A 24,582-nucleotide genomic window follows, 5' to 3' on the forward strand; every position below is an offset into this window, starting at 1 on the left:
AAAATCCATAATGTAGGCCAATTCGGCCCCAGACCCAATCGACTCAAGAGTGAGAAGACATGCGCTTTGTATGTGCCCTTTTAATCAGCGTTCTCTCCCTATTCTATTTTTTGCCGTTTGCCATTGCGTTTTACAAAAAACGGATCAATACCGGGGCTATTTTTGCCCTAAATCTGTTTTTGGGCTGGTCTTTGGTTGGGTGGGTCATTGCCTTGGTTTGGGCCCTCAAGGCCGAGCACACTATTTAGGGTCTTTAGGGTCCCGAAATCGGCTATTTAGCCCTATTTAATAGCTTTTTTTACAAATTTTATTGTCCATAAACCAGCCAAAACATTACAATTGACTTGATCGAGGTCAAGTCCTTTACCGATCTCGCATTGCCATTCGATTGATAACCCCTTATTCATAGGAAACGCGATGTTAGAAGCTTACAACGCCCATGTTGCAGAACGTGCAGCACTTGGCATCCCTGCCCTGCCCTTAACCAAAGATCAGACCGCTGAGCTGATTGGTTTGTTGAAAAACCCCCCAAGGGGTAAAGAGGCGGAGCTGGTTGATCTCATAAGCTACCGTGTTCCCGCTGGCGTTGATGAGGCCGCCAAAGTAAAAGCTGAATTTTTAGCTGCAGTGGCCAAAGGAACTGATAAATCCCCCCTCATTTCCCGTGTTAAAGCCACCGAGCTGCTCGGCACCATGCTGGGCGGCTACAACATTGCCCCCTTGGTTGAATTGCTGGCAGATGCAGAGTGCGCCGCAGCCGCAGCCGAGGCGCTCAAGAAAACCCTCTTGATGTTTGATTACTTTAATGACGTTCAAGAGATGGCTGAGAAAGGCAATGCCCATGCGAAGTCGGTGATGCAAAGCTGGGCCGATGCTGAATGGTTTACGAGTCGCCCTGCCGTTCCCGAGAGCATGACCTTGACCGTCTTTAAGGTCACTGGTGAGACCAATACCGATGACCTGTCGCCAGCGCCGGATGCGTGGAGCCGCCCGGACATTCCGCTGCATGCCACTGTAATGCTAAAAAATCCCCGCGCTGGCATCGAGCCAGATGAGACGGGCGTACGTGGCCCTATGAAGCAGATTGAGGCTTTGCAGAAAAAAGGTCATCAAATTGCCTATGTTGGCGACGTAGTTGGTACAGGATCTTCCCGCAAATCAGCCACCAACTCGGTGCTCTGGTGGACTGGCCAAGACATCCCCTTTGTGCCCAACAAGCGCTTTGGCGGTGTTTGCCTTGGAACCAAGATTGCCCCGATCTTCTTTAACACCATGGAAGACGCTGGTGCATTGCCCATTGAGCTCGACGTCAATCAAATGAATATGGGCGACGTGATTGAATTGCGCCCATACGAAGGTAAGGCGTTTAAAAACGGTGCTGAGATTGCTGCGTTTTCACTCAAGTCCCCCGTGATTTTGGATGAAGTACGCGCTGGCGGCCGTATTCCGCTGATCGTGGGTCGCGGACTTACTGCTAAGGCGCGCGCTGCCTTGGGCCTTCCAGCATCGACTGAATTCCGCTTGCCGATTAGTCCGCCAGACAATAAAAAAGGCTTTAGCTTGGCGCAAAAAATGGTGGGTCGCGCGTGTGGCTTGCCTGAAGGTCAAGGCGTACGTCCTGGAACCTATTGTGAACCCCACATGACCACGGTTGGCTCCCAAGATACGACCGGCCCAATGACTCGTGACGAACTCAAAGATTTGGCTTGCCTAGGCTTTTCAGCCGACCTGATGATGCAATCGTTTTGCCACACCTCGGCATACCCCAAGCCAGTGGATATTCGTACCCACCACGAGCTGCCTTCCTTCATGACCAATCGCGGCGGCGTTTCCTTGCGTCCGGGCGATGGGGTGATTCATAGCTGGCTCAATCGCCTGCTCTTGCCCGACACCTGCGGCACGGGTGGCGATAGCCATACCCGTTTCCCAATTGGTATTTCATTCCCAGCTGGATCTGGCTTAGTTGCGTTTGCTGCAGCAACCGGTGTGATGCCGCTCGATATGCCAGAGTCAGTATTGATTCGCTTTAAAGGAAACATGCAGCCTGGTATTACCCTGCGTGATTTAGTGAACGCGATTCCACTCTATGCGATTAAGCGCGGCTTACTGACAGTAGAAAAGCAAGGCAAGAAGAATATTTTCTCAGGCCGTATTTTGGAGATCGAAGGCTTGCCTGATCTCAAAGTAGAGCAGGCTTTTGAATTGTCAGATGCTTCGGCCGAACGCTCTGCTGGTGGCTGCACCGTGCATTTAAATAAAGAGCCGATCATTGAGTACATGCGCTCGAACATCACCTTAATGAAGTGGATGATTGCCAATGGCTACGAGGATGCACGTACTTTAGGTCGCCGTATTAAAGCCATGGAAGCCTGGATTGCGAATCCACAGTTACTCAAGGCCGATGCCAATGCAGATTATGCTGAGATCATTGAAATCGACATTAGCGAAATCAAAGAACCTATCCTCGCCTGCCCCAATGATCCAGACGATGTGAAATTCCTCTCCGAAGTATCGGGAACCAAGATTGATGAGGTCTTTATCGGCTCTTGCATGACTAATATTGGTCACTTCCGTGCTGCTGGAAAAGTACTCGAAGGCAAAACGGATATCCCAACGCGCTTGTGGATCGCGCCTCCAACCAAAATGGATGCCATGGTCCTCACTGAAGAAGGTTACTACGGGATTCTCGGGCGTACAGGTGCTCGCATGGAAGCGCCTGGCTGCTCCTTATGCATGGGTAACCAAGCGTCGATGCGCAAAGGCGCCACGGCGGTTTCGACCTCGACTCGCAACTTCCCTAACCGTTTAGGCATTGATACCAATGTCTTCCTGGCTTCTGCTGAACTCTCTGCTGTTGCTGCACTCTTGGGCCGCATTCCGACTATGCAGGAGTACCTCGATCAACTGGGTTCGCTCAACGCGAAGGCAGATGAGGTTTATCGCTACATGAACTTTGACAAGATCAAGTCCTTTAGTGATGTTGCTGATACTGTCACGGTTTAAGCAAGGTAGCTCAAAACTGAGCAAGGCGTAATTGCTTGCATTGAATAAGGGGATCATTGATCCCCTTATTTTTTACTCTAATCGGATTGAGGTATCGCGCTTTAGATATTCAGGGCGCTTTCTTGTCTGGCATTGGCATAGCGCAAGCCAGGCGCCCACGATGCGGTTGCTAAGCCCGTTTTTTCCTGAATCAGTTTGGCGCGCTTGACCACATCATTCCACTCGGCATGTAAAAGCGGTCCCTTAAATGCCATGGCTACGACATTGCAGTCGTGGGATTCCGGAAACAGCAGAACGCGATTATCAAAGGCTTCGCAAATATTGTTCAGGTTGATATCAAAGCTTTTATGCCGAGAAAACAAATTAACCGTTAAGACACCAGGTGACTTCAGCAAGTCATAGCAGCCAGAATAAAAATCAAGCGAGCTGGCCGATGGACCATCGCAGATAGCGTCGTACAAATCGACTTGCAAGGCATCAAAGCGATTATGAAGCTGCTCATCATGCACAAAAGCATGCGCATCGATTTGCAAGGTCTTGAGACGACGATCATCGCTCGGGGTATAAAACATACTGCGCGCCGCAACGATGACAGCAGGGTTGACTTCGACCACTGTATTTTTGACGGCTGGGCAATGCAGGTGCGTAAATTTAGTCAATGCACCGGTGCCAAGACCCAATTGGGCGACTTGCATTCCGGGCTTGGTCTCTAAAAATAAAAGCCAAGCCATCATTTGCTGGTTGTATTCCAGGTAGATTTCATTGGGGTCGCGCAAACGCATTGCCCCTTGAATCAACTCCGTACCGAAATGCAAATACCGAATGCCGCCCGATTCGGAAAAGGTGACTGGCTCCATCAACATGATTGCACTACGCTATCCAGCGGCGGGCATTGCGGAATAAGCGCATCCATGGACTTGCCCCATCAGGGGTTTGTTGCCAATGACTTGGTGACCAGCTCATCTGCGCCGCGCGGAACACGCGCTCGGGATGGGGCATCATCACCGTAAAGCGACCATCAGCCGTCGTTACGCCAGTGAGGCCGCCAGGAGAGCCATTGGGGTTCATCGGATACGTTTCGGTTGGATTGCCGCGGTGATCGACAAAACGCAATGCAGCTAAGCCTTTACTTTGCAGTGTTGCTAAATCGCCCTGCTGACTAAAATTAGCAAAGCCTTCGCCATGCGCAATCGCAATCGGAATCTGACTACCTTCCATGCCTTGCAGCAGAATGGATGGTGACTGAAGCACCTCTGCCATTACAAGCCGCGCTTCGTATTGCTCCGATTGATTGCGGGTGAACTTGGGCCAGGCATCGGCTCCTGGAATGATCCCTGCCAGGTTGCTCATCATCTGGCAACCATTACATACGCCGAGCGCAAAGCTATCCGAGCGATTAAAGAAGCTCGAAAACTGATCACGCAATTGCGCATTAAATAAAATGGTTTTGGCCCAGCCCTCACCAGCACCAAGTACGTCACCGTAACTAAATCCGCCACAGGCAACCAGACCACGGAAGTCAGCTAATTTAGCTTTGCCGGAAATTAAATCCGACATATGAACGTCGTAGGTATCAAAGCCTGCCCAGTCCATGGCATATGCCATTTCCACATGGGAGTTCACGCCCTGCTCGCGCAAAATCGCCATTTTGGGGCGGGCGCCTGTATTTACAAATGGGGCAGAAACATCCTCCGCGACATCAAATGTCAATTTTGGTGTCAGACCTGGATCGGTGATGTCATCGAGTAAAGCATATTCACTATCGGCACACGATGGGTTATCGCGCAACCGGGCAATTTGCCAGCTGGTGCTTTGCCATGTCTTGTGAAGCACTTCACGTGGCTCTGCATAAATACTCTTAGCATCACGCCAAATCTCAATTCGGCCGGTGGTGTTTGGTTTGCCAATCACATGGCTACAGGCGCTGAGGCCAACCTTACGCAATACTGCAAACACGGCATCCCGATCTGCGCGCCGAATCTGAATAACGGCGCCTAGCTCTTCATTAAACAGGGCTCGAATCGTTTGCTCATGGCGGCGACCCGATACTTGCTGCGCCCAATTTTTCGCATCCCCATAATCGGGCTCTTGATTCAAATCGACCGCAATCATGTCGACATTTATCGAAACGCCGCAGTGGGAGGCAAAGGCCATTTCAGCTATGGTGGCTAAGAGCCCGCCATCCGAACGGTCATGGTAGGCCAAGAGTTGACCTGCAGCACGCAATTCGATAATGGCAGTTGCAAGCGCTTTGAGATCATTGGGATCATCTAGGTTCGCTGCAGCTTTACCGGATTGATTTAACACTTGAGCCAGTATGCTGCCAGCCATGCGGTTTTTGCCGCGACCTAAATCAATCAAAATCAGTTCGGTCTCGAGGGGCTGTCCGTGCTCTTCGCGGTGCAACAGCGGTGTGCTAGTTTTACGTGCATCGGCTACCTGCGCAAATGCCGAGATCACCAAGGAAACAGGCGAAATCACTTTTTTAGTGCTATCGCCATCGCGCCATTCGGTTGCCATCGATAAGGAATCTTTCCCTACCGGAATCGATATACCTAATGCGGGGCACAATTCCATGCCGACTGCCTTCACGGAGTCAAAGAGTTTGGCATCTTCGCCAGGCTTGCCGCATGCCGCCATCCAGTTTGCTGATAACTTCACCGTATCGAGTCCGCTAATATCGGCCGCCAATAAATTAGTAATGGCCTCACCCACTGCCATGCGGGCTGCTGCAGGCGCATCGATCACAGCGATTGGGGTGCGCTCACCCATCGACATAGCTTCGCCACGGTAACCCACATAATCCATCATTGTCACGGCGCAATCGGCAACCGGAACCTGCCATGGGCCAACCAGTTGGTCACGTGCATTCAGTCCGCCCACCGTGCGATCACCAATGGTGATCAAAAATAATTTGCTGGCGACAGTCGGCTGCTGCAACACCCAGGCAATGCATTCCTCTAACTTGGCGTCGGTGACATCGAGCTCAGTAAATTGCCGCTCAACATGAGTCACATCGCGGTGCATTTTGGGCGGCTTGCCCAGCAACACCTCCATCGGCATATCTATTGGGAATGCTGCATCCGAATGTGGCTGCTGCTTGCTATCGCCGAGACGCAATTGACGCTCAGTAGTGGCATGTCCCACTACAGAGATAGGGCAACGCTCACGCTCACATAAGGCGGTTAGTAAATCCAAATGGGCAGCATCAATTGCCAATACATAGCGCTCTTGTGATTCATTGCACCAAATCTCTGCCGGACTCATGCCGCTCTCTTCCAGCAAGATGCTACGCAACTGAAAGTCAGCCCCTAGCCCGGCGCCATCGGCCAGCTCTGGGAAGGCATTGGATAAACCGCCTGCACCCACGTCGTGAATGGAAATAATGGGATTTGCGGCGCCCATAGCGCGGCAAGCATTAATCACTTCTTGTGCACGGCGTTCGATTTCTGGATTACCGCGCTGCACGGAATTGAAATCCAAATCAGCTGCATTGCTGCCGGTTGCCATCGAACTCGCAGTACCGCCGCCCATGCCAATGCGCATACCGGGGCCGCCCAACTGAACCAGTAAGTGCCCTGCTTTGATTTCTTTTTTGGCCGTATGGATTGCGTCAATATTGCCAATGCCGCCTGCAATCATGATGGGCTTGTGATAGCCATGGCGCAGGCCATTAATGGTTTGTTCAAATACTCGAAAATAGCCACCCAGAATCGGGCGCCCGAATTCATTATTAAAGGCAGCGCCACCGAGCGGGCCTTCAATCATGATCTGCAGTGGCGTCGCAATCCGCTCGGGCTTACCGTAGTGCGGTGCCTCCCAGGGCAAATTGCTTCCAGGAATATTTAAATTCGAAACGGAAAAGCCCGTGAGACCCGCTTTGGGTCTGCCGCCAATACCGGTGGCGCCCTCATCGCGTATTTCGCCACCAGCACCCGTAGATGCCCCAGGGAAAGGAGCGATCGCTGTGGGGTGATTGTGCGTCTCGACCTTCATCAAGGTATGGGTCAGTCGCTGCTCTTTTTGGTAGCGCTGATCGGGGCCTTGCGGTACCCAGGTTTGCGCTTCGCAACCCTCCATAACGGCCGAGTTATCGGAGTACGCCACGATGGTTCCTTTGGGCTGGAGGCGGTGGGTATTGCGGATCATGCCAAATAAGGAAATATCTTGCTGCTTGCCATCAATCGTCCATGAGGCATTGAAGATTTTGTGCCGGCAATGTTCGCTATTGGCTTGCGCAAACATAATGAGCTCAACATCACTTGGGTCACGACCCAGGCGTTTAAAATTCTCAGCAAGGTAGGTAATCTCGTCTTCCGAGAGCGCAAGGCCCAACTCTAGGTTCGCTCTTTCTAAAGCAGCTTCACCCTCAGCTATCACTGGGATGCGCAGCAGTGGACGATCGGCAAGGGTTTGATAGAGTGGCGCAACCGCTTCAACCGAGTCCACGACGGTTTCTGTCATGCGGTCATGCAAGGCGGCCAATACGGTTTGCTGCTGATCTGCGCTAAGGGCTCGCTCAGCAAACCAGGTAAATTGAATGCCACGCTCAATGCGCAGCAATGGTAGACCGCATTGATGCGCAATATCGGTGGCCTTACTAGCCCATGGCGATACGGTACCAAAGCGCGGAATCGCAATAGCCTGCGATGGTTGTGGCGATTTACTCAGGCTAGCTAACCACCCTGCTTTCGGTTCTACGCGTGTAAAAGGGGAGCCGTAGGTTAGGAGACCTTCCAAAACGAGAAGCTGGGTATCATCCAGCGCGGTCTCTGACCATACGAAATGGAGGTATTGCGCTTGTATGGCTGCTAGGGAAATGCCCTGCTCTGCAAGCGAAGCTAAAAGCCGCTGTTGGCGGAAGGCTGAGAGGGCATCGGCCCCAGGCAAACAACGGAAAAAAGACATTTGCCAATTATAAGGTTTGGACCAAAAACCTCCGTATTTTTACTCCGCCAGTAAGGCCCCAGCCTGAAGGTGAAGCTGGCGAGCGCACCGACCTGCCAAAACCGCATCGTGGGTGACTAAAATCAAGGTCGATCCATTGGCCTGGTTTAGGTCAAATAAGAGATCGATCACCCTACCGCCACTGGCTTGGTCAAGGCTGCCAGTAGGCTCATCCGCAAACAAAATGGCTGGCTTGCCGACAAAAGCACGGGCTAAGGCAACGCGTTGCTGCTCACCACCCGATAAGGTTTTTTGGAAGTGGTTAAGGCGTGCGCTTAAACCCACTTTATCTAGCCAATACTGCGCCTGCTCCCGAGCGTCGCTCAGCGATATGCCGCGCAACTCCAAAGGTAGCATCACATTTTCTAAAGCGCTGAGATGCGGTATGAGCTGAAATGACTGAAACACGAAGCCAACGTGCTTACCGCATAATTGTGCCCGGCCGTCTTCATTCAATCTGGCGAGATTTTCTCCGACCAGTTCAACTACACCGCTACTGGGCGTATCTAGGCCAGCCAGTATGCTGAGCAAGGTGCTTTTTCCAGATCCCGATGCGCCCACAATCGCAACGCTTTCTCCGGCGCAGACGCTAAATGAAATGTCATGCAAAATAGTAAGCGGACCATCGCTGGTGTTGACCGCCTTACCCAGCTGCTGAGCGCGCAGCACAACGGATTGATTGCTCATAAGGAATATCGCTTGAAATTTTGCATTGCCACCATCTTACTCGGGCTCACATTAATCGGCCCAGCCCAGGCACAAGACCCTATTAAACCCACCCTTTTGGTCACCGGCGATAGCCTCTCGGCTGAGTATGGGATTGCACGGGGAACTGGCTGGGTTGCGCTCCTGTCAAATCGCCTCAAGCAAGAAGGCAGTTCATGGGAAATTATGAACGCCAGCATCAGTGGCGAAACTACCTCTGGAGGCTTAACGCGCCTGCCTAAGTTATTGGCTCAGAAAAAACCCAAGCTGGTCATCATCGAATTAGGGGCAAACGATGCCTTGCGTGGCCTTCCGCTAGTAGAAACGGAAAAGAACATCCGGACCATGGTCGAGCTAAGCAAAAAATCAGGCGCTGACGTGCTGTTGATTGGTATGCGTATTCCGCCAAACTATGGCCAGGAATACACCCAGCAATTTGCGGGGCTTTTTGCGCGGATTGCAAAAAGCCAGCAGGTAGCTCTACTGCCTTTTTTCTTGGAGGGCGTCGCTCAGCGCAATGAACTCTTTCAAGCAGATCGGATTCATCCGAATGAGGCAGCACAGGCGATTATGTTTCAGAACGTCTGGACTGCCCTGACGCCGTTCTATGGATTACTACTCAAAAAGTAAATGAATTACTAATTTATAAGTCAATCGGTGGAATCTGAAAGTGCAATTTCTGCACGCTCACTCTGACTAGACCGCTCTCGGATCAAGAGTACTGGCTCATCAAACTCCAGCAATGCGGCTGTTATAGCGTCATGTAGCTCATGCTTTTGGATTGGGTTTTTAGCAAAAGACTCCGGAAAAGGTGTACTAGCTTCCATATCTTATTAACCCCCGGCACTACCCGCACTTGCTTGCTTCAGAGGGTTAATCACTTTGACGTTAGCCTCGTTGCGCCAGAAGGACATAAATCCAACGAATTCTGCTTGAGCAGCCAGGGCTTGAATTTGTTGGGATTGCGCTTGTCGAACTTTCGCGTCGGCTGCAGGCGGTTGACGCACTTGCTCAATCCGATACAGCGTTGTGCCCGATCCCGCATTCGTAACCGAGATAACCGCAGGTAACTTACCTGGATCAACTGCCATCACAGCATCTAAAGCGGGACCAACTAAGTTCGCAGGCTTGTTGCGGGAGACCCAAATTGGGGCAGCAAATCCAGCAGCACTCGATGGATTTTTTTCAGCAGCAATAAAGCGCTCAGCGGCGGCGGCACTGGCCAGCTTTTCAGCACTACGCACAGTAACCTGGCGTTTAACTTCACTGGCTACCGCACTGTAAGGCAAAACTTCTGCCGGAAGTAACTGGGTTACACGGGCCGATACAAAGACCCCGGGAGTAATTTGCACTGCCTCAATATTGCGTTTGTTTTTTAAAGCATCATCACCAAAAAGCGCTTGAATCACTTTTTGATTGTTCAGAGGATGATCCGCTGGAAGCCCAGCTTTACCACCGCGGGACACTCCCTTAACCGACTGAATACTGAGCTTGAGCTTATCAGCAGCAGGCTTCAGGCTATCGGATTGATCGTAGGTTAGATTAGCAAACTGATCGGCTTTTTCACCAAAGGCCTTAGCATCTTCCTTGGGGTCGGCACGCAATACTAAAAACTCAATATCAATGCGTTCTGGTGTTTCAAATAAACGGGAGTTTGCCTTATAAAAATCCTGCAGCTCAGCTTCAGTAGGATTTGCTTTTGAAACAAATTCAGCCGCCGTGAATTGAATCGACTGTACTTGACGCTCTGACTCATACAAGGCAGAAATGATGTTGGCAATCTTAGGTGCCGGTAACTCAGTACGCGCTGCAGAGGTCACGAATTGCTGGATCATCAAGTCAAAACGCTGGCCACCTTCAAATTGCTCAATGGTCATTCCGGCATTAGCCAAGAGCTGGCGATAGCGGGTGTTATCAAAACTTCCATCGGGCTTGTAGAGGGCCTTGATCTCGGGAATGGTCGCTAGGTTTTTGGTCAACGCTTGATCGCTAATACGTAACTGCAACTTGTTGACCGCGAAAGCTAAGAGGCGTTGCTGTAACAGTTCATCCAATACGGCCTGGCGAAACGGCAGACTTTGTGCAATTTGGGAATTGGCCCCAACGCGCTCAGATTGACGCTTAGCTGAATTGTCGACCTCTTGGGCGGTAATGGCCTTGCCATTGACCTTGATTAAGTCGGTTTCTTGTTCGAAGAAATCGGTGTAGCCAGACACGCCAAAAAAAACAAAGGAAGGAACGATCAACAACATCACAAAGAACATCATGAATCGCCGGTGCTGGCGTATGGAATCTAACATGAATGGGGTTTACCGATTAATGATCGCAGGGTTTATAAAAATGTCGGGGAGCGGTGAGCAGTCGAAATATGAGGAAATCCAATCGAGATCACATATAGGGCATGGTGGGCGCTGACGGGCTCGAACCGCCGACATTCTGCGTGTAAGGCAGACGCTCTACCAACTGAGCTAAGCGCCCCATAAACAACCGAAATTGTACCCTTAGTCCAGTTCAGGCGCTTATTTTTTAGATTAAGCCTATGCCTGTCGTGCACATGGGGTACATTCCAGCGATCCAATTAATGCTTTAAGACTTCCCCGCCCGATATACCAGGGGCAGCTTTACTGGCTTCTGCCGCCTTTTTGGCTAACTCGTCCGGACTTGGGTCTGGGAGCGCTTCAGGGTTGCGCTCCAAAGCAAGCTCCAAGACTTTATCGATCCAGCGCACGGGAACAATCTCGATTGCATTCTTGACGTTATCCGGGATGTCAATTAAGTCTTTGACATTCTCTTCCGGAATTAAGGCCAGCTTGATTCCGCCCCGGTGAGCTGCCAACAGCTTCTCTTTCAGGCCGCCAATCGGCAAAACTTCGCCGCGCAAGGTAATTTCCCCGGTCATGGCGACATCCGAGCGCACTGGAATCCCAGTAAAGACGGAAACCAAGGCAGTGGTAATCGCAATACCGGCCGAAGGCCCATCCTTCGGAGTTGCACCCTCTGGAAAGTGAATGTGAATATCTTTTTTCTCAAAGGCCTCATCGGTAATACCCAGGGCGCGAGCACGTGAACGCACTACGGTTCTGGCAGCCTCTACCGACTCTTTCATCACATCACCTAGAGAACCGGTACGTGTGATGACGCCTTTGCCTGGCATCAGCGCCGCTTCAATGGTCAGCAGATCGCCGCCGACCTCAGTCCAAGCCAAGCCCGTCACTTGTCCGAGCTGATTCTCTTTTGCGGCTAAGCCGTAATCAAAGATCTTCACGGAGAGGAACTTCTCTAAATTATCCGCATCCACGGTAATGGGCGCAGCTTCTTTTTTGAGTAGTAACAGCTTCACTACCTTACGGCAAACCTTGCTGATTTCGCGCTCCAGTGAGCGCACGCCGGCTTCGCGGGTGTAGTAGCGAATCATGCTGCGAATCGCACTTTCTTCAATCTGCAGTTCACCCTTTTTCAAACCATTGTTTTTGATTTGCTTCGGAATTAAATAGTTCGTAGCAATGCTGGTTTTTTCATCCTCGGTATAGCCAGCGAGGCGAATCACCTCAAGGCGATCGAGGAGCGGACCAGGAATGTTTAAAGAATTCGCGGTGGCGACAAACATCACATCGGACAGATCAAAGTCAACTTCAACGTAGTGATCTTGAAAGGTGTGGTTTTGTTCTGGATCGAGTACCTCGAGTAGCGCACTGGCCGGGTCACCCCGAAAATCCATACCCATCTTATCGACTTCATCCAATAAGAACAGAGGATTACGTACGCCCACCTTAGCTAGGCTCGATAAAATCTTGCCCGGCATGGAGCCAATGTAAGTGCGTCGATGGCCACGAATTTCTGACTCATCCCGTACGCCGCCCAAGGCCATACGCACAAATTTGCGGTTCGTGGCGCGTGCAATCGATTGGCCTAAGGATGTTTTACCAACACCAGGAGGGCCAACTAAGCACAAGATGGGAGCCTTCACGCGATCGACGCGTTGTTGTACTGCGAGGTACTCCAAGATGCGCTCTTTCACTTTATCAAGGCCATAGTGGTCCTGATCGAGCACCTTCTCGGCGTTACCTAAATCATTATTGACCTTGCTTTTCTTTTTCCAAGGCAAGCCAACTAAAGTGTCGATGAAATTACGAATGACCGTTGCTTCAGCCGACATCGGCGACATCAGCTTGAGTTTTTTCAGTTCGGACTCGGCTTTTTTCAGTGCCTCTTTCGGCATCTTCGCCGCTTTGATGCGCTTCTCTAATTCCTCGAGATCAGCGCCCTCTTCGCCCTCACCTAACTCCTTCTGAATGGCTTTGACTTGCTCATTGAGGTAGTACTCGCGCTGGCTCTTTTCCATTTGGCGTTTCACGCGACCACGGATACGCTTCTCGACTTGCAGAATGTCGATTTCGCTCTCTAAGTCAGCCAATAAACTCTCTAAGCGCTTCACGACATCGGTCATTTCTAAGAGGCGCTGTTTTTGCTCGAGCTTCACGGGCAAATGCGCGCAGATGGTATCGGCTAGCCGGCTGGGATCATCAATGCCACCTAAGGAAGCCAGAATCTCCTGCGGAATCTTTTTGTTTAACTTCACGTACTGATCAAACTGCGCCATGATTGCGCGGCGCAGCGCTTCGGTCTCATGCGCATCGAGTGTGTCGATTGCTTTGGGCGTTGCTTCGCAACTAAAGTAGCCCAGTGCGTCTTCAATTTGGCTCACCTCAGCACGCTGGGAACCCTCAACCAATACCTTCACGGTACCGTCGGGCAATTTGAGCATTTGCAAAATACTGGCGATGCAGCCGACATCGTATAAATCCTCCACCGAGGGCTCATCTTTTGCAGCTGTCTTTTGGGCAACCAATAAAACACTTTTGCCCGTTTCCATGGCAGCCTCGAGTGCTTTGATTGATTTGGGACGCCCTACGAATAAAGGGATCACCATATGGGGAAAGACAACTACGTCCCTCAAGGGGAGCAAAGGCAGTTGAATCGGTTCAGAGGGTAGTAATAAATGGCCAGGCATGGGGCGGATCCTCCAAAGTAGTCAAACACTCAAAAAAGTCTCAAAAGTACCAAAAGCTACTTAAAAGGGGTATTTCTATGAGCAGGATACTACTTATATGGGTTTGGGCTGCGGGATTACAAGAGTAAAAACGCAAAAAAGTGACAAAAACAAGTCAAAAACAGCCGAAAAAAGACGAAATTAGGCTTTTTTCGACAATTCCTGCTTTTCAGCAGGGGATTCACTCTGCTTGTAGACGAGCAGCGGCTTACCTAGACCCTGAATACTGCTTTCATCAATCACCACTTTTTGAACATTGCGCAGGGATGGCAAGTCATACATGACATCCATTAATGCGCCCTCCAGGATGGAGCGCAGACCACGAGCTCCGGTTTTACGTGCAATGGCTTTCTTGGCAATCGCTGAAAGAGCTTCGGGGCGGACTTCAAGCTCAGCGCCCTCCATGGTCAGCAAGGCTTGGTATTGCTTCACCAGCGCATTCTTGGGTTCAGTCAAGATTTGTACCAAGGCCGTTTCGTCGAGCTGAGCTAAGGTGGTTAACACTGGCAAACGGCCAATTAGCTCCGGAATTAAGCCGAACTTAATCAGATCCTCTGGCTCCACTTCCTTGAGGAGCTCGCTAGAGCCGCGGTCATCTTTGCCAGGCACCTCAGCACTGAAGCCGATGCCCGTTTTAGCGGTACGCTGCTGAATCACTTTCTCTAAGCCATCAAATGCACCGCCGCAGATAAAGAGAATATTGGTTGTATCGACTTGCAAGAAGTCTTGATTGGGGTGTTTACGGCCGCCTTGCGGAGGCACAGATGCCATGGTTCCCTCAACCAATTTCAATAGTGCCTGCTGCACGCCCTCACCCGAAACGTCACGAGTGATGGAGGGGTTATCTGACTTGCGTGAAATCTTGTCAATCTCATCGATATAAACAATACCGCGCTGGGCTTTTTCGACGTTGTAATCGCAGGCCTGCAACAGCTTTTGAATAATGTTCTCAACGTCCTCGCCAACATAGCCGGCTTCCGTTAAGGTGGTTGCATCGGCCATCACAAAGGGAACATCGAGCAGACGTGCCAGTGTTTGCGCCAATAAAGTCTTGCCTGAACCGGTTGGGCCAATAAGCAAAATATTACTTTTGGCTAGCTCAACGCCATCGACCATCGCCTTGGCTGGTAATTTGGATTGTTTGGTTTCGGCTGCTGATTTATTGTCTTTGGCATCAGCCGCACCCTCTAACTTCTCTTTTTTGGGTACAGGCAAATATTGCAAGCGCTTGTAGTGGTTGTACACCGCCACTGCTAAGGTTTTTTTCGCTTGATCCTGACCAATTACATACTGATCTAAGTCGGCACGAATCTCGTGTGGTGTAGGTAGGCCGCCATCACCTTTTTCAGACGGGAGATTGGCTAACTCTTCTTGAATGATGTCGGTACATAAGTCGATGCACTCATCGCAAATGAATACCGAGGGACCTGCAATGAGTTTTTTGACTTCGTGTTGGCTCTTCCCGCAAAACGAGCAATAAAGCAGCTTGTCAGCTGAAGCGGGCGTTTTGGAATCACTCAATTAGGGGCGCTTATCAATAACTTTGTCGATTAAACCGTAATCACGGGCTTGATCTGCAGACATGAAATTATCGCGATCCGTATCTTTTGCAATGGTCTCAATCGACTGTCCAGTGCGATCAGACAAAATCTGATTGAGGCGTTCACGTAAATACAAAATTTCACGCGCCTGAATTTCAATATCCGATGCCTGACCGCGTGCGCCACCGAGTGGCTGGTGAATCATCACACGGGAATTAGGCAAGGCATAACGCTTGCCCTTTGCGCCGGCACACAATAAGAAAGCGCCCATGCTGGCAGCCATACCCATACACAAAGTACTCACATCTGGCTTGATAAATTGCATCGTATCGAAAATAGCCAGGCCAGCAGACACAGAGCCGCCAGGCGAATTGATGTAGAGCGAGATTTCTTTATCGGGATTTTCGCTCTCGAGAAACAGGAGTTGCGCAATCACCAAATTAGCCGTTTGATCATTCACTTCGCCGACTAAGAAAACAACACGCTCTTTTAAAAGGCGGGAGTAAATATCATATGCGCGCTCACCGCGGCCCGAGGTTTCAATGACCATCGGAACCATACCAAGACCGCGGGTTTCTAGGTCACCGGCAGAGGCATTGCTGGCATTGAAAAAATGGGAATCAGTACGGTTCATGCGAATGGGCTTTCATGGGCAATCGATTAATTAAGCTTACTTAGTTCTTCAAAGCTTACTGCTTTATCGGTAATTGTGCCAAGGCCGCTGACATACTGAATCACATTGGCCTCTAGCACTACAGATTCCACATCTTTTAAGCGACGGGGATCGCTATAGAACCAACGCACCACCTCTTTTGGATCTTCATAGGTTGAAGCTTGCTCTTCAATCTCGGCTTTGATTTGGTCCGGGGTAGCAACCAGATTTTGCTGCTTAACGAGGTCGCTAAGGATTAAACCGAGGCGAACCCGCTTTTGGGCTTGCTCTGCAAACATTTCTGCAGGAATGGGTGCATCTTTGGCATTCGGGATACCGCGCTGCATTAAATCTTGACGCGCCATTTCAACTAAGCGCTCTTGCTCGCTGGCAATCAGCGACTTGGGTACATCTAGCTCGCAGAGTTTTTCGAGTTGATCCATCACTTCATTCTTGAGCAAAGCCGTCGTGCGGCGCTTAACTTCACGCTCTAAATTCTCACGCACTTCACTGCGCATCTTGGCAACGCCCTCAGTTACACCGAGAGAAAGAGCAAAGGCATCATTCACTTCCGGCATGTGGGGCCAATTGACTTGCTTCACGGTAACAGTGAACTCTGCTGTTTTTCCAGCAACATCTTTGCCGTGGTAATCATCAGGAAACTTCAATGGGAAAGTTTTGCTCTCTCCATTTTTAAGGCCCAGTGCTGCTGCCTCAAACTCGGGCAACATGCGGCCTTCACCCAACACAAACTCGAAGCCTTCTGCTTTACCGCCGGCAAACTCCACGCCGTCAATCTTGCCAACAAAGTCAATGGTGATTTTGTCGCCGCTCTGGGCTGCGAGGTTACTGCCGCCGTCGCCATGCTCACCAACAACGCCTCGTGGGTGGTAATGCACTTGCTGCTTGCGCAATACATCCAGCGCGCGATCGATTTCGACATCGCCAATCGTCGTGGTGTAACGACTGACTGCTGCTTTACTCAGGTCGCCAATCTTCACTTCAGGCAGAACTTCAAAGAAAGCCTCAAACACAATTGGGTCAGCGCCAATTTCACTCTTTGGCTCAAGGCGAGGCTGCCCTGCTAACAAAATGCCCTCTTTCTTACTCAGCTCAAAGAAGAGCTCGGATGCTTTATCAAATTGCACCTCGAAATCGACTTGCATGCCGTACTGCTGCTCAACCACTTTTGGGGGCACCTTGCCTGGACGAAAGCCCGCCATTTTAATGGTCTTACCGACTTTAGCCAAACGAGCGGCACGGGCTTTTGCTAAGTCAGCACGTGGAATTTCCAAGGTCATCTTGCGGTCTAATTGACCTAAATTTTCTATCTGCAAAGCCATTCTCGTCTCTTCTATAAAGATCAGGTTATGTGAAGCCCAAGCCAAGGTAAGCCTTGTGGTGCGAGGAGGGGGACTCGAACCCCCACACCATTTCTGGCGTCAGGACCTAAACCTGGTGCGTCTACCAATTTCGCCATCCTCGCGAATACCGCAGACAATACCCTGCTTAAACTTCACTCTAAGAGGTCGATTCTACAATGATCAAGGGTTTAGGCTGGTTTAAAGCCGTATTTGAGAATCAGAAGAATCTTACTTAGGCTAAATAAACCAATGCAACGGCATGGACAGCAATCCCCTCACCTCGCCCAAGATGCCCTAATAATTCATTGGTTTTTGCTTTTAGATTGACTTGATTGACCGCGACACCGAGGTCAGCGGCGATATGAACCCGCATCTCAGGCAAAAAGCCTGCTAGTTTGGGTTGTTGGCAAATGATCGTGGCATCGACGTTGCCAACCCGGTAACCAGCCTCAATAACGCATTCCAGGGCTCGCCTGAGCAAAATGCGGCTATCCATGTTTTTAAATTGCGGGTCGTTATCTGGGAAAAGCTGTCCAATGTCATTCAGACCTGCAGCCCCCAATAAAGCATCCGTCAATGCATGCAACAGCGCATCGGCATCCGAATGACCCAGCAATCCTTTGCCGAAGGGGACCTTGACGCCGCCCAAAATCAGCGGGCGACCCTCCACTAAGGCGTGGACATCGTAGCCCTGACCAATTCGAAATGGTGGTCCGTTTTGTTCTGCGGGGTGTCCTGAAGCCATTTCTTCTCCTGCTTTCATCGAGTATTAGGGATGTTGTTGACGGAGTACCAACTCCATCAACTCCCAGTCTGCTTGCTGTGTAACCTTAAAATTGCGTGTTGAGCCCTTGATTAATAAAGGTTTTCCACCCAAGCGTTCAACTGCGCTAGCCTCATCCGTCACCTCTGCGCGATCCGAAACAGCACTTTCCAGTGCGTCGTATAAGTCTCTAAGTCGAAACATTTGAGGGGTTTGCGCCTGCCAAATGGCATCCCGCGAAATCGTGCACTCAATCCACTCGCTACTTGGCGTACTCTGTTTTAGGGTGTCTGCCACCGGCATGGCCAAGATGCCGCCATGGAATCGGTCTCCGGAGTCGGCATCCAAGACACCATGAATTAAATCTTGAATAGCGCCAGATGTAATGCCTGGCCTAGCAGCGTCATGCACCAAAATCCAATCTTCACCCGGAAGATCAGCTTCCAGCATTGCCCGCAGGGTATTTAATACGGTTTCTTGACGCGTTGGGCCGCCAGTTGGCAGAAAGTAGTTGGGCTTGGTATTGAGTAAAGCGCTGCTGCTTTCCTGAAACTCAGAAAAATCACCCGATGCGTGCATGCTGGGGCTGACCCCAACCCAAATCGATTCAATCTCTGGTGTTGCAATCAGCGCCTCGAGCGCATACGCCAGCATGGGCTTGCCTGCAAGGACGCGAAGCTGCTTGGGAACCGCGCCGCCCAAACGAGACCCGGTACCGGCGGTCGGCAAAATCGCATGGCATGAAGAAAGAATATCGCGCATGTCTGATTCTATAATGAGGCTAGATGTCGGATGGAACAAATCAAGCGCCCCCCATACCTGCTCCGCGGGCTGGGCAGCGCTTTACCTTTTCCGGCCTGGTTGGCTCTGCTGATGCCGCCCTAATCGCTCAATCTGCTCTTCGGCACCGGGCTGATTTTTCCGTCATGGTGGTGTTTTGCGCTCAAGCACAAGAAGCGCAGCGCCTCCTAGAGGAAATCCCTGCTTTTGCCCCACAGCTAAAAACACGGTTGCTGCCTGACTGGGAGATTCTTCCCTATGATCATTTTTCGCCCCATCAGGATTTAGTCTCCGAGCGCCTCGCTACCCTCTATGAAATGCTGGCGGGTACCTGTGACATTGTCTTAGTGCCAGTCACTACCGCGCTACAACGGCTGGGGCCGCCTGACTTCCTATCCGGCCATACCTTTTTCTTTCGGCAAGGCGATCGCCTCAATGAAAGCGCCCTGCGACTGCAGCTACAACAAGCCGGCTATGACCCCGTCAGCGCGGTAATGCGCCCCGGCGAATACAGCGTGCGTGGCGGCCTGATTGATTTATTCCCGATGGGATCTGCGCTGCCGTATCGATTGGATTTGTTCGGCGATGAAATTGAGCAAATACGCGCGTTTGATCCGGATACGCAGCGGAGCTTGTACCCCGTCAAGGAAATTCGCTTACTACCGGGCCATGAGTTTCCTTTTGACGATGCGGCGCGCACTGCGTTTCGCAATCGCTGGCGTGAAGTATTTGAGGGTGACCCAACCCGTTGCTCCATTTATAAAGATGCCAACTTGGGTATCCCGAGTGCAGGGATTGAATCCTACTTACCTCTCTTTTTTGACGAGTCTGCCACCCTATTTGATTATTTCCCGCGCTCGGGCGATCCGGTTTGGCTCGTTACCGTCGGCGATGCAGAAGAAACGATTCGCGGTTTTTGGAAAGACACCGAGCAACGGTATGCATTCTTAAAGCACGACTTAGATCGACCGATACTCGCGCCTAAAGCACTCTTTTTAGACGTTGATCAATTTTTTAGTCTTTCAAAAATCAGCGCGCGTCTTGTGCTCAATCGCAACGGCATTGTTTCGAATGTAGAAGCGAACGAGCCGCCCCAGTTTTTATCGGTGCCGGACGTGGGCATTCACCGCCGCGAACATGATCCGATTGGGCGACTACGCCATCAGGTTGCGCAGGCGCATCGCCGCATTGTGATTTGCTGCGATAGCGCTGGTCGCCGTGAATCCATTCGCGCACTCCTGGATGAAAGCAATGCGGTATCAGCCAATGGCGGCGGAATTCTTCATCCGCTTGAGCCAGTGCTCCTCGATGATTTAGCCTCCTTTGTTAAAGGTACAGCGCCCTTCGCCTTAGTTGTCTCCCCACTTTTAAATGGCTTTGATTGGCCCAGTCAGGGCCTCCTCTTTATTACGGAGGCCGAGCTATTTACGCTCACTACGCGTCAGCGACGCAAAGATAGCAGTAAGGAAGCAAGTGATCCTGACATGCTCTTTAAGGATTTGGCTGAACTCAAGATCGGCGATCCGGTAGTACATGTGGAACATGGCATTGGCCGCTACCAAGGTTTGGTGTTGCTCAACCTAGCCCCTCCAAAAGAAGCGCCTATTTTCGAAGAATTTTTGCATCTCATTTACGCGAACAACGCCACCTTATACGTACCAGTCCATCAACTGCAATTGGTGACGCGCTATGCTGGCGCAGACCCCGATTCAGCGCCGCTGCATCAATTGGGCTCCGGTCAGTGGGATAAAGCCAAGCGTAAGGCTGCGCAGCAAATTCGGGATACTGCCGCTGAGTTGTTGAGCCTGTATGCAGCCCGAGCAATACGCCAAGGGCATGCCTTTGAATATTCAGCGCACGATTACGCTGCGTTTGCGGAAAGTTTTGGCTTTGAAGAAACGCCCGATCAAGCCAATGCCATTGCAGCAGTGATTGGCGATATGACCAGCGGCACTCCAATGGACCGCTTGGTATGCGGTGATGTGGGATTCGGCAAAACCGAAGTTGCCTTGCGGGCCAGTTTTATTGCAGTCATGGGCGGCAAGCAAGTCGCGATACTCGCACCAACCACCCTCCTCGCCGAGCAGCATGTGGCTACCTGGAAAGACCGCTTTGCCGACTGGCCAGTCCGCATCGTCGAGCTGTCGCGCTTTAGGACCAGCAAGGAAATCAATGCCGCCTTGCAAGCCATTGCGAGTGGTGAAGCCGATATCGTCATTGGCACCCATAAATTGCTTTCGAAAGAAACGCAGTTTGCACGCTTAGGTCTCGTGATCGTCGATGAAGAGCACCGCTTTGGGGTGCGCCAAAAAGATGCACTCAAAGCACTGCGGGCTGAAGTTGATATTTTGACGCTCACCGCTACCCCGATTCCAAGAACCTTGGGAATGGCGATGGAAGGATTGCGGGAGTTTTCTGTCATCGCAACCGCACCGCAAAAGCGCCTCGCAATCAAGACCTTTGTGCGACGTGAAGGCGATGGGGTTGTGCGCGAGGCAGTACTGCGCGAAATTAAACGCGGCGGGCAAGTTTACTTTTTACACAATGAAGTAGAAACCATTGAGAATCGCCGCCATGCTTTGCAAACCTTGATCCCGGAGGCGCGCATTTGTGTTGCGCATGGGCAAATGCATGAACGTGAGCTGGAGTCGGTGATGCGGGAGTTTGTAACCCAGCGCAGCAACATCTTGCTCTGCACCACCATCATTGAAACCGGCATTGACGTTCCCACTGCAAACACCATCATCATGCACCGCGCCGATAAATTTGGCTTGGCACAGCTGCATCAATTGCGTGGCCGTGTTGGTCGATCACACCATCAGGCTTACGCGTATTTATTGGTGCCAGATCCAGAGGCGCTCAGCAAGCAAGCCAAATTGCGACTCGATGCGATTCAGGCAATGGAAGAATTGGGCTCCGGCTTTTATCTGGCAATGCATGATTTAGAAATTCGGGGTGCGGGTGAAGTGCTGGGCGATAAACAATCGGGTGATATTCATGAAATTGGATTTCAGCTCTATACCGAGATGCTCAATCGCGCAGTCAAATCTCTGCGTAGTGGAAAGGAGCCTGATTTATTAGCCCCTCTCCAGGTCACAACCGATGTCAATTTGGGCGTTCCAGCGCTACTGCCAGAAGATTATTGCCCCGATGTGCATGAGCGTCTATCGCTGTATAAACGCTTTGCGGGAAGCTCCGACTTTTCCGAGTTAATGGGTTTGCGCGAGGAGTTAGTCGATCGCTTTGGCGATCTGCCAGATCCCGCTAAATCCTTTTACGAAACCCATCGCCTCCGCCTTGAAATGAGTGGCTTTGGTATCAAGAAAATTGATGCTGGGCCAACTGCCATTCAGATAACCTTTATCCCCAATCCCCCGATTGATTCGCTGCGCATTATTCAGTTGGTGCAATCCAATAAACAGGTTTTACTCAACGGCCAAGATCGCCTCAAGGTATTACCCCAAAAGGCGGGCGACTTTGATAAATTAGAGCAGCGCTTAGATCAAATACGCCGGCTTTTAAAGCACCTGAATGCATCCGCAACATTGATGAGCGCCTAAACGTGGAAAGCGTACAAAAGCCATCCCTTTTTAAAGCAAAATTCGCTTACTATGGTGTTATGAGTAGCCCACTATGAGTCTTGGTCAAATTATTGTTGTCCTATCCACGGCCCCGATCGATCGCGGCTTATCCAATACCTTGGGCAATTTGGCCACCAATTTAGGTCTATCCCTCAAGCCCTACGATCAACTGGGCTCCATCGCGGTTGGCAACACCCACGCACAGCGCTGGCAAGTGTCCCGCGAGCTTGCTCCAACCGAGCGTGAGGCCTTTCGAAAGCTGGCCTCTACCCTTAGCCTTGATCTGGCATTTTTAGCCCCCGCCTTTAATCCCAGTCGCCTACGGATTTTGGCGATGGATATGGACTCCACCTTAATCAATATTGAGTGCATTGATGAGATTGCCGATTTTGCTGGCAAGAAAGCGGAGGTAGCAGCAATTACCGAGGCCACCATGCGCGGTGAGATTGCCAACTTTAGTGAAAGTTTGCGGCGCCGTGTTGCACTACTTAACGGCATTTCAGAATTGGTACTGGAAGCGGTTTACCGAGAACGACTCCGACCTAATCCGGGTGCAACTGAATTGCTAGGCGCTGCCAATGCAGCGGGTTTGCATACCATTCTGGTCTCTGGTGGCTTTACCTTTTTTACGCAGCGCATGCAGCGCGATCTCGGCTTTACAGAAACGCATGCCAATACCTTAGAAATTCAGGATGGCAAATTAACCGGTGTAGTGCTCGGCGATATCGTGGATGCGAGCGGCAAGGCGATGCATGTAAAAAATGCATGCAAGGCCTTGGGCTGTAAAAAGACTGCGACTATTACCATCGGTGATGGCGCTAATGATTTATTGATGATGGATGGATCGGGTCTCAGCATTGCCTACCGAGCCAAGCCCTTGGTCAAAGAAAAAGCCGACGCGGCGTTTGACCGAGTCGGCTTAGACGCCACATTGGCGTTGATTGCGTAACGCGTTTCCTTACGCAATCGATCCAGTTTTACAAACGCTCGAATACCACCGCGATGCCTTGACCGCCACCAATACACATGGTGACCAAAGCGTACTTGCCATTCACGCGCTGTAATTCATGAATCGCTTTGGTTGCAATCGCAGCGCCTGAGCAACCAATCGGATGACCAAGGGCAATCGCACCGCCGTTCACATTCGTCTTAGCAGGATCTAATCCCAGACCTTTGGTAACCGCCAATGCCTGAGCAGCAAAGGCCTCATTGGATTCAATCACATCAATCTGATCCAACTTTAATCCCGCGCGCGTCAATGCAATTTTAGATGCAGGGATGGGACCCTCGCCCATAATGTGATTGGGCACACCAGCAACAGCGTAGGACACTAAGCGGGCAATCGGCTTTTGACCGGCTTTCGCAGCAGCATCAGCAGCGGCCAAGACAAAGAAGGCTGCGCCATCATTAATGCCAGATGCATTACCTGCAGTCACGGTACCGCCCTCTTTTTTGAAAACTGCTTTCATCTTACTTAGCGTTTCCATCGTAGTGTCAGGCTTGCAATGTTCGTCGGTATCAAATACCACATCGCCTTTGCGCGACTTAATCGTAATTGGAACGATTTGGGACTTGAAGCGACCCTCTTTAATGGCAACGGCAGCACGGCGATGTGACTCAACCGCAAACGCATCTTGCTCTTCACGCGTCAGCTTCCATTTTTCAGCGAGGTTTTCCGCAGTCACACCCATATGTCCAACGCCAAATGGATCGGTTAACACAGCAACCATCAGGTCAATCATTTTGGTATCGCCCATGCGTGCACCACTGCGCATTGCAGGCGAACCGTACATACCGCGCGACATCACTTCAACACCGCCGCCAACGCCATAGTCGCAATCATTGAGCATGATGGCTTGCGAGGTCGTAACAATCGCTTGCAGGCCAGAGCTGCACAGGCGATTTAAAGACATCGCTACCGACTCCATTGGTAAGCCTGCCTGAATCGAGGCAACGCGCGCAACGTAGGCATAGCGACTATCGGTTGGAATGGTATTACCGACCGTAACGTAATTGATATCTTGGGGATTAACGCCGGACCGCGCGACCGCTTCTTTCATGACGATGCCGCCGAGTTCGGATGGCTCCATGCTACTCAGACTGCCATTAAAGGCACCAATGGCGGAACGGACCGCACTTAATACAACGACTTCACGACTCATAGTAATCCCCTTAAATTAAGCATTGCATCTGAAA

17 protein-coding genes and 2 tRNA genes are annotated in these 24,582 nt (G+C 51.0%); 5 read left to right on the plus strand and 14 right to left on the minus strand.

From position 1 onward, the window contains the following. Positions 1-59: 59 nt before the first annotated feature. Positions 60-248 carry a superinfection immunity protein gene (locus Q8M75_RS00205; protein ID WP_305484893.1) on the plus strand — a complete coding sequence of 63 codons (189 nt, stop codon included), beginning with the start codon at positions 60-62 and terminating at the stop codon, positions 246-248. Between the two features lie 169 nt (positions 249-417). Continuing rightward, positions 418-3,003 (plus strand): bifunctional aconitate hydratase 2/2-methylisocitrate dehydratase, encoded by a 2,586-nt coding sequence (acnB, locus tag Q8M75_RS00210; RefSeq protein ID WP_305484896.1) that lies wholly within the window; start codon positions 418-420, stop codon positions 3,001-3,003. A 101-nt stretch (positions 3,004-3,104) separates the two neighbouring features. Here the strand turns inward: acnB and Q8M75_RS00215 are convergent, their stop codons facing one another. The 3 genes from Q8M75_RS00215 to Q8M75_RS00225 are packed head-to-tail and all read right to left on the minus strand — an operon-like array spanning position 3,105 to position 8,637. Beyond that, on the minus strand, positions 3,105-3,866 hold the full coding sequence (locus Q8M75_RS00215) for a spermidine synthase (protein ID WP_305484898.1): 762 nt from the start codon (positions 3,864-3,866) through the stop codon (positions 3,105-3,107). Positions 3,867-3,873: 7 nt separating this feature from the next. Then, complete coding sequence (gene purL, locus Q8M75_RS00220; RefSeq protein WP_305484901.1) at positions 3,874-7,911, minus strand: phosphoribosylformylglycinamidine synthase; 4,038 nt, start codon at positions 7,909-7,911, stop codon at positions 3,874-3,876. Between the two features lie 39 nt (positions 7,912-7,950). Further along, positions 7,951-8,637: an ABC transporter ATP-binding protein gene (locus Q8M75_RS00225; RefSeq protein WP_305484903.1), complete on the minus strand. Its 687-nt coding sequence runs from the start codon at positions 8,635-8,637 to the stop codon at positions 7,951-7,953. 12 nt (positions 8,638-8,649) lie between these two features. Here Q8M75_RS00225 and Q8M75_RS00230 point away from each other — a divergent pair, with 12 nt between their 5' ends. Beyond that, a complete protein-coding gene (locus Q8M75_RS00230; protein ID WP_305484905.1) occupies positions 8,650-9,285 on the plus strand; it encodes an arylesterase in 636 nt (211 codons plus the stop codon). 20 nt (positions 9,286-9,305) lie between these two features. Here Q8M75_RS00230 and Q8M75_RS00235 read toward each other — a convergent pair whose 3' ends face one another. The 10 genes from Q8M75_RS00235 to ispD form a co-directional block, all read right to left on the minus strand. After that, positions 9,306-9,482, minus strand: coding sequence for a hypothetical protein (locus Q8M75_RS00235; protein WP_305484908.1), 177 nt, complete (start codon positions 9,480-9,482; stop codon positions 9,306-9,308). 6 nt (positions 9,483-9,488) lie between these two features. After that, a complete protein-coding gene (locus Q8M75_RS00240) occupies positions 9,489-10,955 on the minus strand; it encodes a peptidylprolyl isomerase (RefSeq protein WP_305484910.1) in 1,467 nt (488 codons plus the stop codon). Between the two features lie 102 nt (positions 10,956-11,057). After that, positions 11,058-11,133 (minus strand) — tRNA-Val (locus Q8M75_RS00245). 100 nt (positions 11,134-11,233) lie between these two features. Continuing rightward, positions 11,234-13,666 (minus strand): endopeptidase La, encoded by a 2,433-nt coding sequence (gene lon, locus Q8M75_RS00250; RefSeq protein WP_305484913.1) that lies wholly within the window; start codon positions 13,664-13,666, stop codon positions 11,234-11,236. A 180-nt stretch (positions 13,667-13,846) separates the two neighbouring features. Continuing rightward, on the minus strand, positions 13,847-15,226 hold the full coding sequence (gene clpX, locus Q8M75_RS00255) for an ATP-dependent Clp protease ATP-binding subunit ClpX (protein ID WP_305484915.1): 1,380 nt from the start codon (positions 15,224-15,226) through the stop codon (positions 13,847-13,849). Continuing rightward, the gene (gene clpP, locus Q8M75_RS00260) at positions 15,227-15,880 is read right to left on the minus strand and encodes an ATP-dependent Clp endopeptidase proteolytic subunit ClpP (RefSeq protein WP_305484917.1); all 654 of its coding nucleotides are present in this window, start codon (positions 15,878-15,880) and stop codon (positions 15,227-15,229) included. A gap of 26 nt (positions 15,881-15,906) precedes the next feature. Then, positions 15,907-17,241: a trigger factor gene (gene tig / locus Q8M75_RS00265; RefSeq protein WP_305484919.1), complete on the minus strand. Its 1,335-nt coding sequence runs from the start codon at positions 17,239-17,241 to the stop codon at positions 15,907-15,909. A gap of 56 nt (positions 17,242-17,297) precedes the next feature. Then, positions 17,298-17,384 (minus strand) — tRNA-Leu (locus tag Q8M75_RS00270). Positions 17,385-17,494: 110 nt separating this feature from the next. Next, the gene (gene ispF, locus Q8M75_RS00275; protein ID WP_305484922.1) at positions 17,495-18,007 is read right to left on the minus strand and encodes a 2-C-methyl-D-erythritol 2,4-cyclodiphosphate synthase; all 513 of its coding nucleotides are present in this window, start codon (positions 18,005-18,007) and stop codon (positions 17,495-17,497) included. A gap of 24 nt (positions 18,008-18,031) precedes the next feature. Further along, positions 18,032-18,787, minus strand: coding sequence for a 2-C-methyl-D-erythritol 4-phosphate cytidylyltransferase (gene ispD / locus Q8M75_RS00280; protein ID WP_305484924.1), 756 nt, complete (start codon positions 18,785-18,787; stop codon positions 18,032-18,034). Between the two features lie 23 nt (positions 18,788-18,810). Between ispD and mfd the strand changes: the two genes are divergently transcribed. Further along, entirely contained in the window at positions 18,811-22,365 is a 3,555-nt protein-coding gene (gene mfd, locus Q8M75_RS00285; RefSeq protein WP_305484926.1) for a transcription-repair coupling factor, read from the plus strand. A 73-nt stretch (positions 22,366-22,438) separates the two neighbouring features. Continuing rightward, a complete protein-coding gene (gene serB, locus Q8M75_RS00290) occupies positions 22,439-23,335 on the plus strand; it encodes a phosphoserine phosphatase SerB (RefSeq protein WP_305484929.1) in 897 nt (298 codons plus the stop codon). Between the two features lie 28 nt (positions 23,336-23,363). On the opposite strand, the gene Q8M75_RS00295 is transcribed toward serB, so the two are convergent. Then, positions 23,364-24,548, minus strand: a complete 1,185-nt coding sequence (locus Q8M75_RS00295) for an acetyl-CoA C-acyltransferase family protein (protein ID WP_305484932.1) — start codon at positions 24,546-24,548, stop codon at positions 23,364-23,366. Between the last annotated feature and the right edge of the window lie 34 nt (positions 24,549-24,582).

Origin of the sequence: Polynucleobacter sp. (assembly GCF_030693775.1) — a bacterium.
In the GTDB taxonomy this organism is placed as follows: Bacteria; Pseudomonadota; Gammaproteobacteria; order Burkholderiales; family Burkholderiaceae; genus Polynucleobacter.

What these genes read in the sequence shown, in the direction of transcription:
- Q8M75_RS00295 (WP_305484932.1), bottom strand. Translation starts at nt 24,548, where the DNA reads ATGAGTCGTGAAGTCGTTGTATTAAGTGCGGTCCGTTCCGCCATTGGT.
- lon (WP_305484913.1), bottom strand. Translation starts at nt 13,666, where the DNA reads ATGCCTGGCCATTTATTACTACCCTCTGAACCGATTCAACTGCCTTTG.
- acnB (WP_305484896.1), top strand. Translation starts at nt 418, where the DNA reads ATGTTAGAAGCTTACAACGCCCATGTTGCAGAACGTGCAGCACTTGGC.
- ispD (WP_305484924.1), bottom strand. Translation starts at nt 18,787, where the DNA reads ATGCGCGATATTCTTTCTTCATGCCATGCGATTTTGCCGACCGCCGGT.
- Q8M75_RS00240 (WP_305484910.1), bottom strand. Translation starts at nt 10,955, where the DNA reads ATGTTAGATTCCATACGCCAGCACCGGCGATTCATGATGTTCTTTGTG.
- tig (WP_305484919.1), bottom strand. Translation starts at nt 17,241, where the DNA reads ATGGCTTTGCAGATAGAAAATTTAGGTCAATTAGACCGCAAGATGACC.
- ispF (WP_305484922.1), bottom strand. Translation starts at nt 18,007, where the DNA reads ATGGCTTCAGGACACCCCGCAGAACAAAACGGACCACCATTTCGAATT.
- purL (WP_305484901.1), bottom strand. Translation starts at nt 7,911, where the DNA reads ATGTCTTTTTTCCGTTGTTTGCCTGGGGCCGATGCCCTCTCAGCCTTC.
- mfd (WP_305484926.1), top strand. Translation starts at nt 18,811, where the DNA reads ATGTCGGATGGAACAAATCAAGCGCCCCCCATACCTGCTCCGCGGGCT.
- Q8M75_RS00205 (WP_305484893.1), top strand. Translation starts at nt 60, where the DNA reads ATGCGCTTTGTATGTGCCCTTTTAATCAGCGTTCTCTCCCTATTCTAT.
- clpP (WP_305484917.1), bottom strand. Translation starts at nt 15,880, where the DNA reads ATGAACCGTACTGATTCCCATTTTTTCAATGCCAGCAATGCCTCTGCC.
- Q8M75_RS00225 (WP_305484903.1), bottom strand. Translation starts at nt 8,637, where the DNA reads ATGAGCAATCAATCCGTTGTGCTGCGCGCTCAGCAGCTGGGTAAGGCG.
- serB (WP_305484929.1), top strand. Translation starts at nt 22,439, where the DNA reads ATGAGTCTTGGTCAAATTATTGTTGTCCTATCCACGGCCCCGATCGAT.
- Q8M75_RS00235 (WP_305484908.1), bottom strand. Translation starts at nt 9,482, where the DNA reads ATGGAAGCTAGTACACCTTTTCCGGAGTCTTTTGCTAAAAACCCAATC.
- Q8M75_RS00215 (WP_305484898.1), bottom strand. Translation starts at nt 3,866, where the DNA reads ATGTTGATGGAGCCAGTCACCTTTTCCGAATCGGGCGGCATTCGGTAT.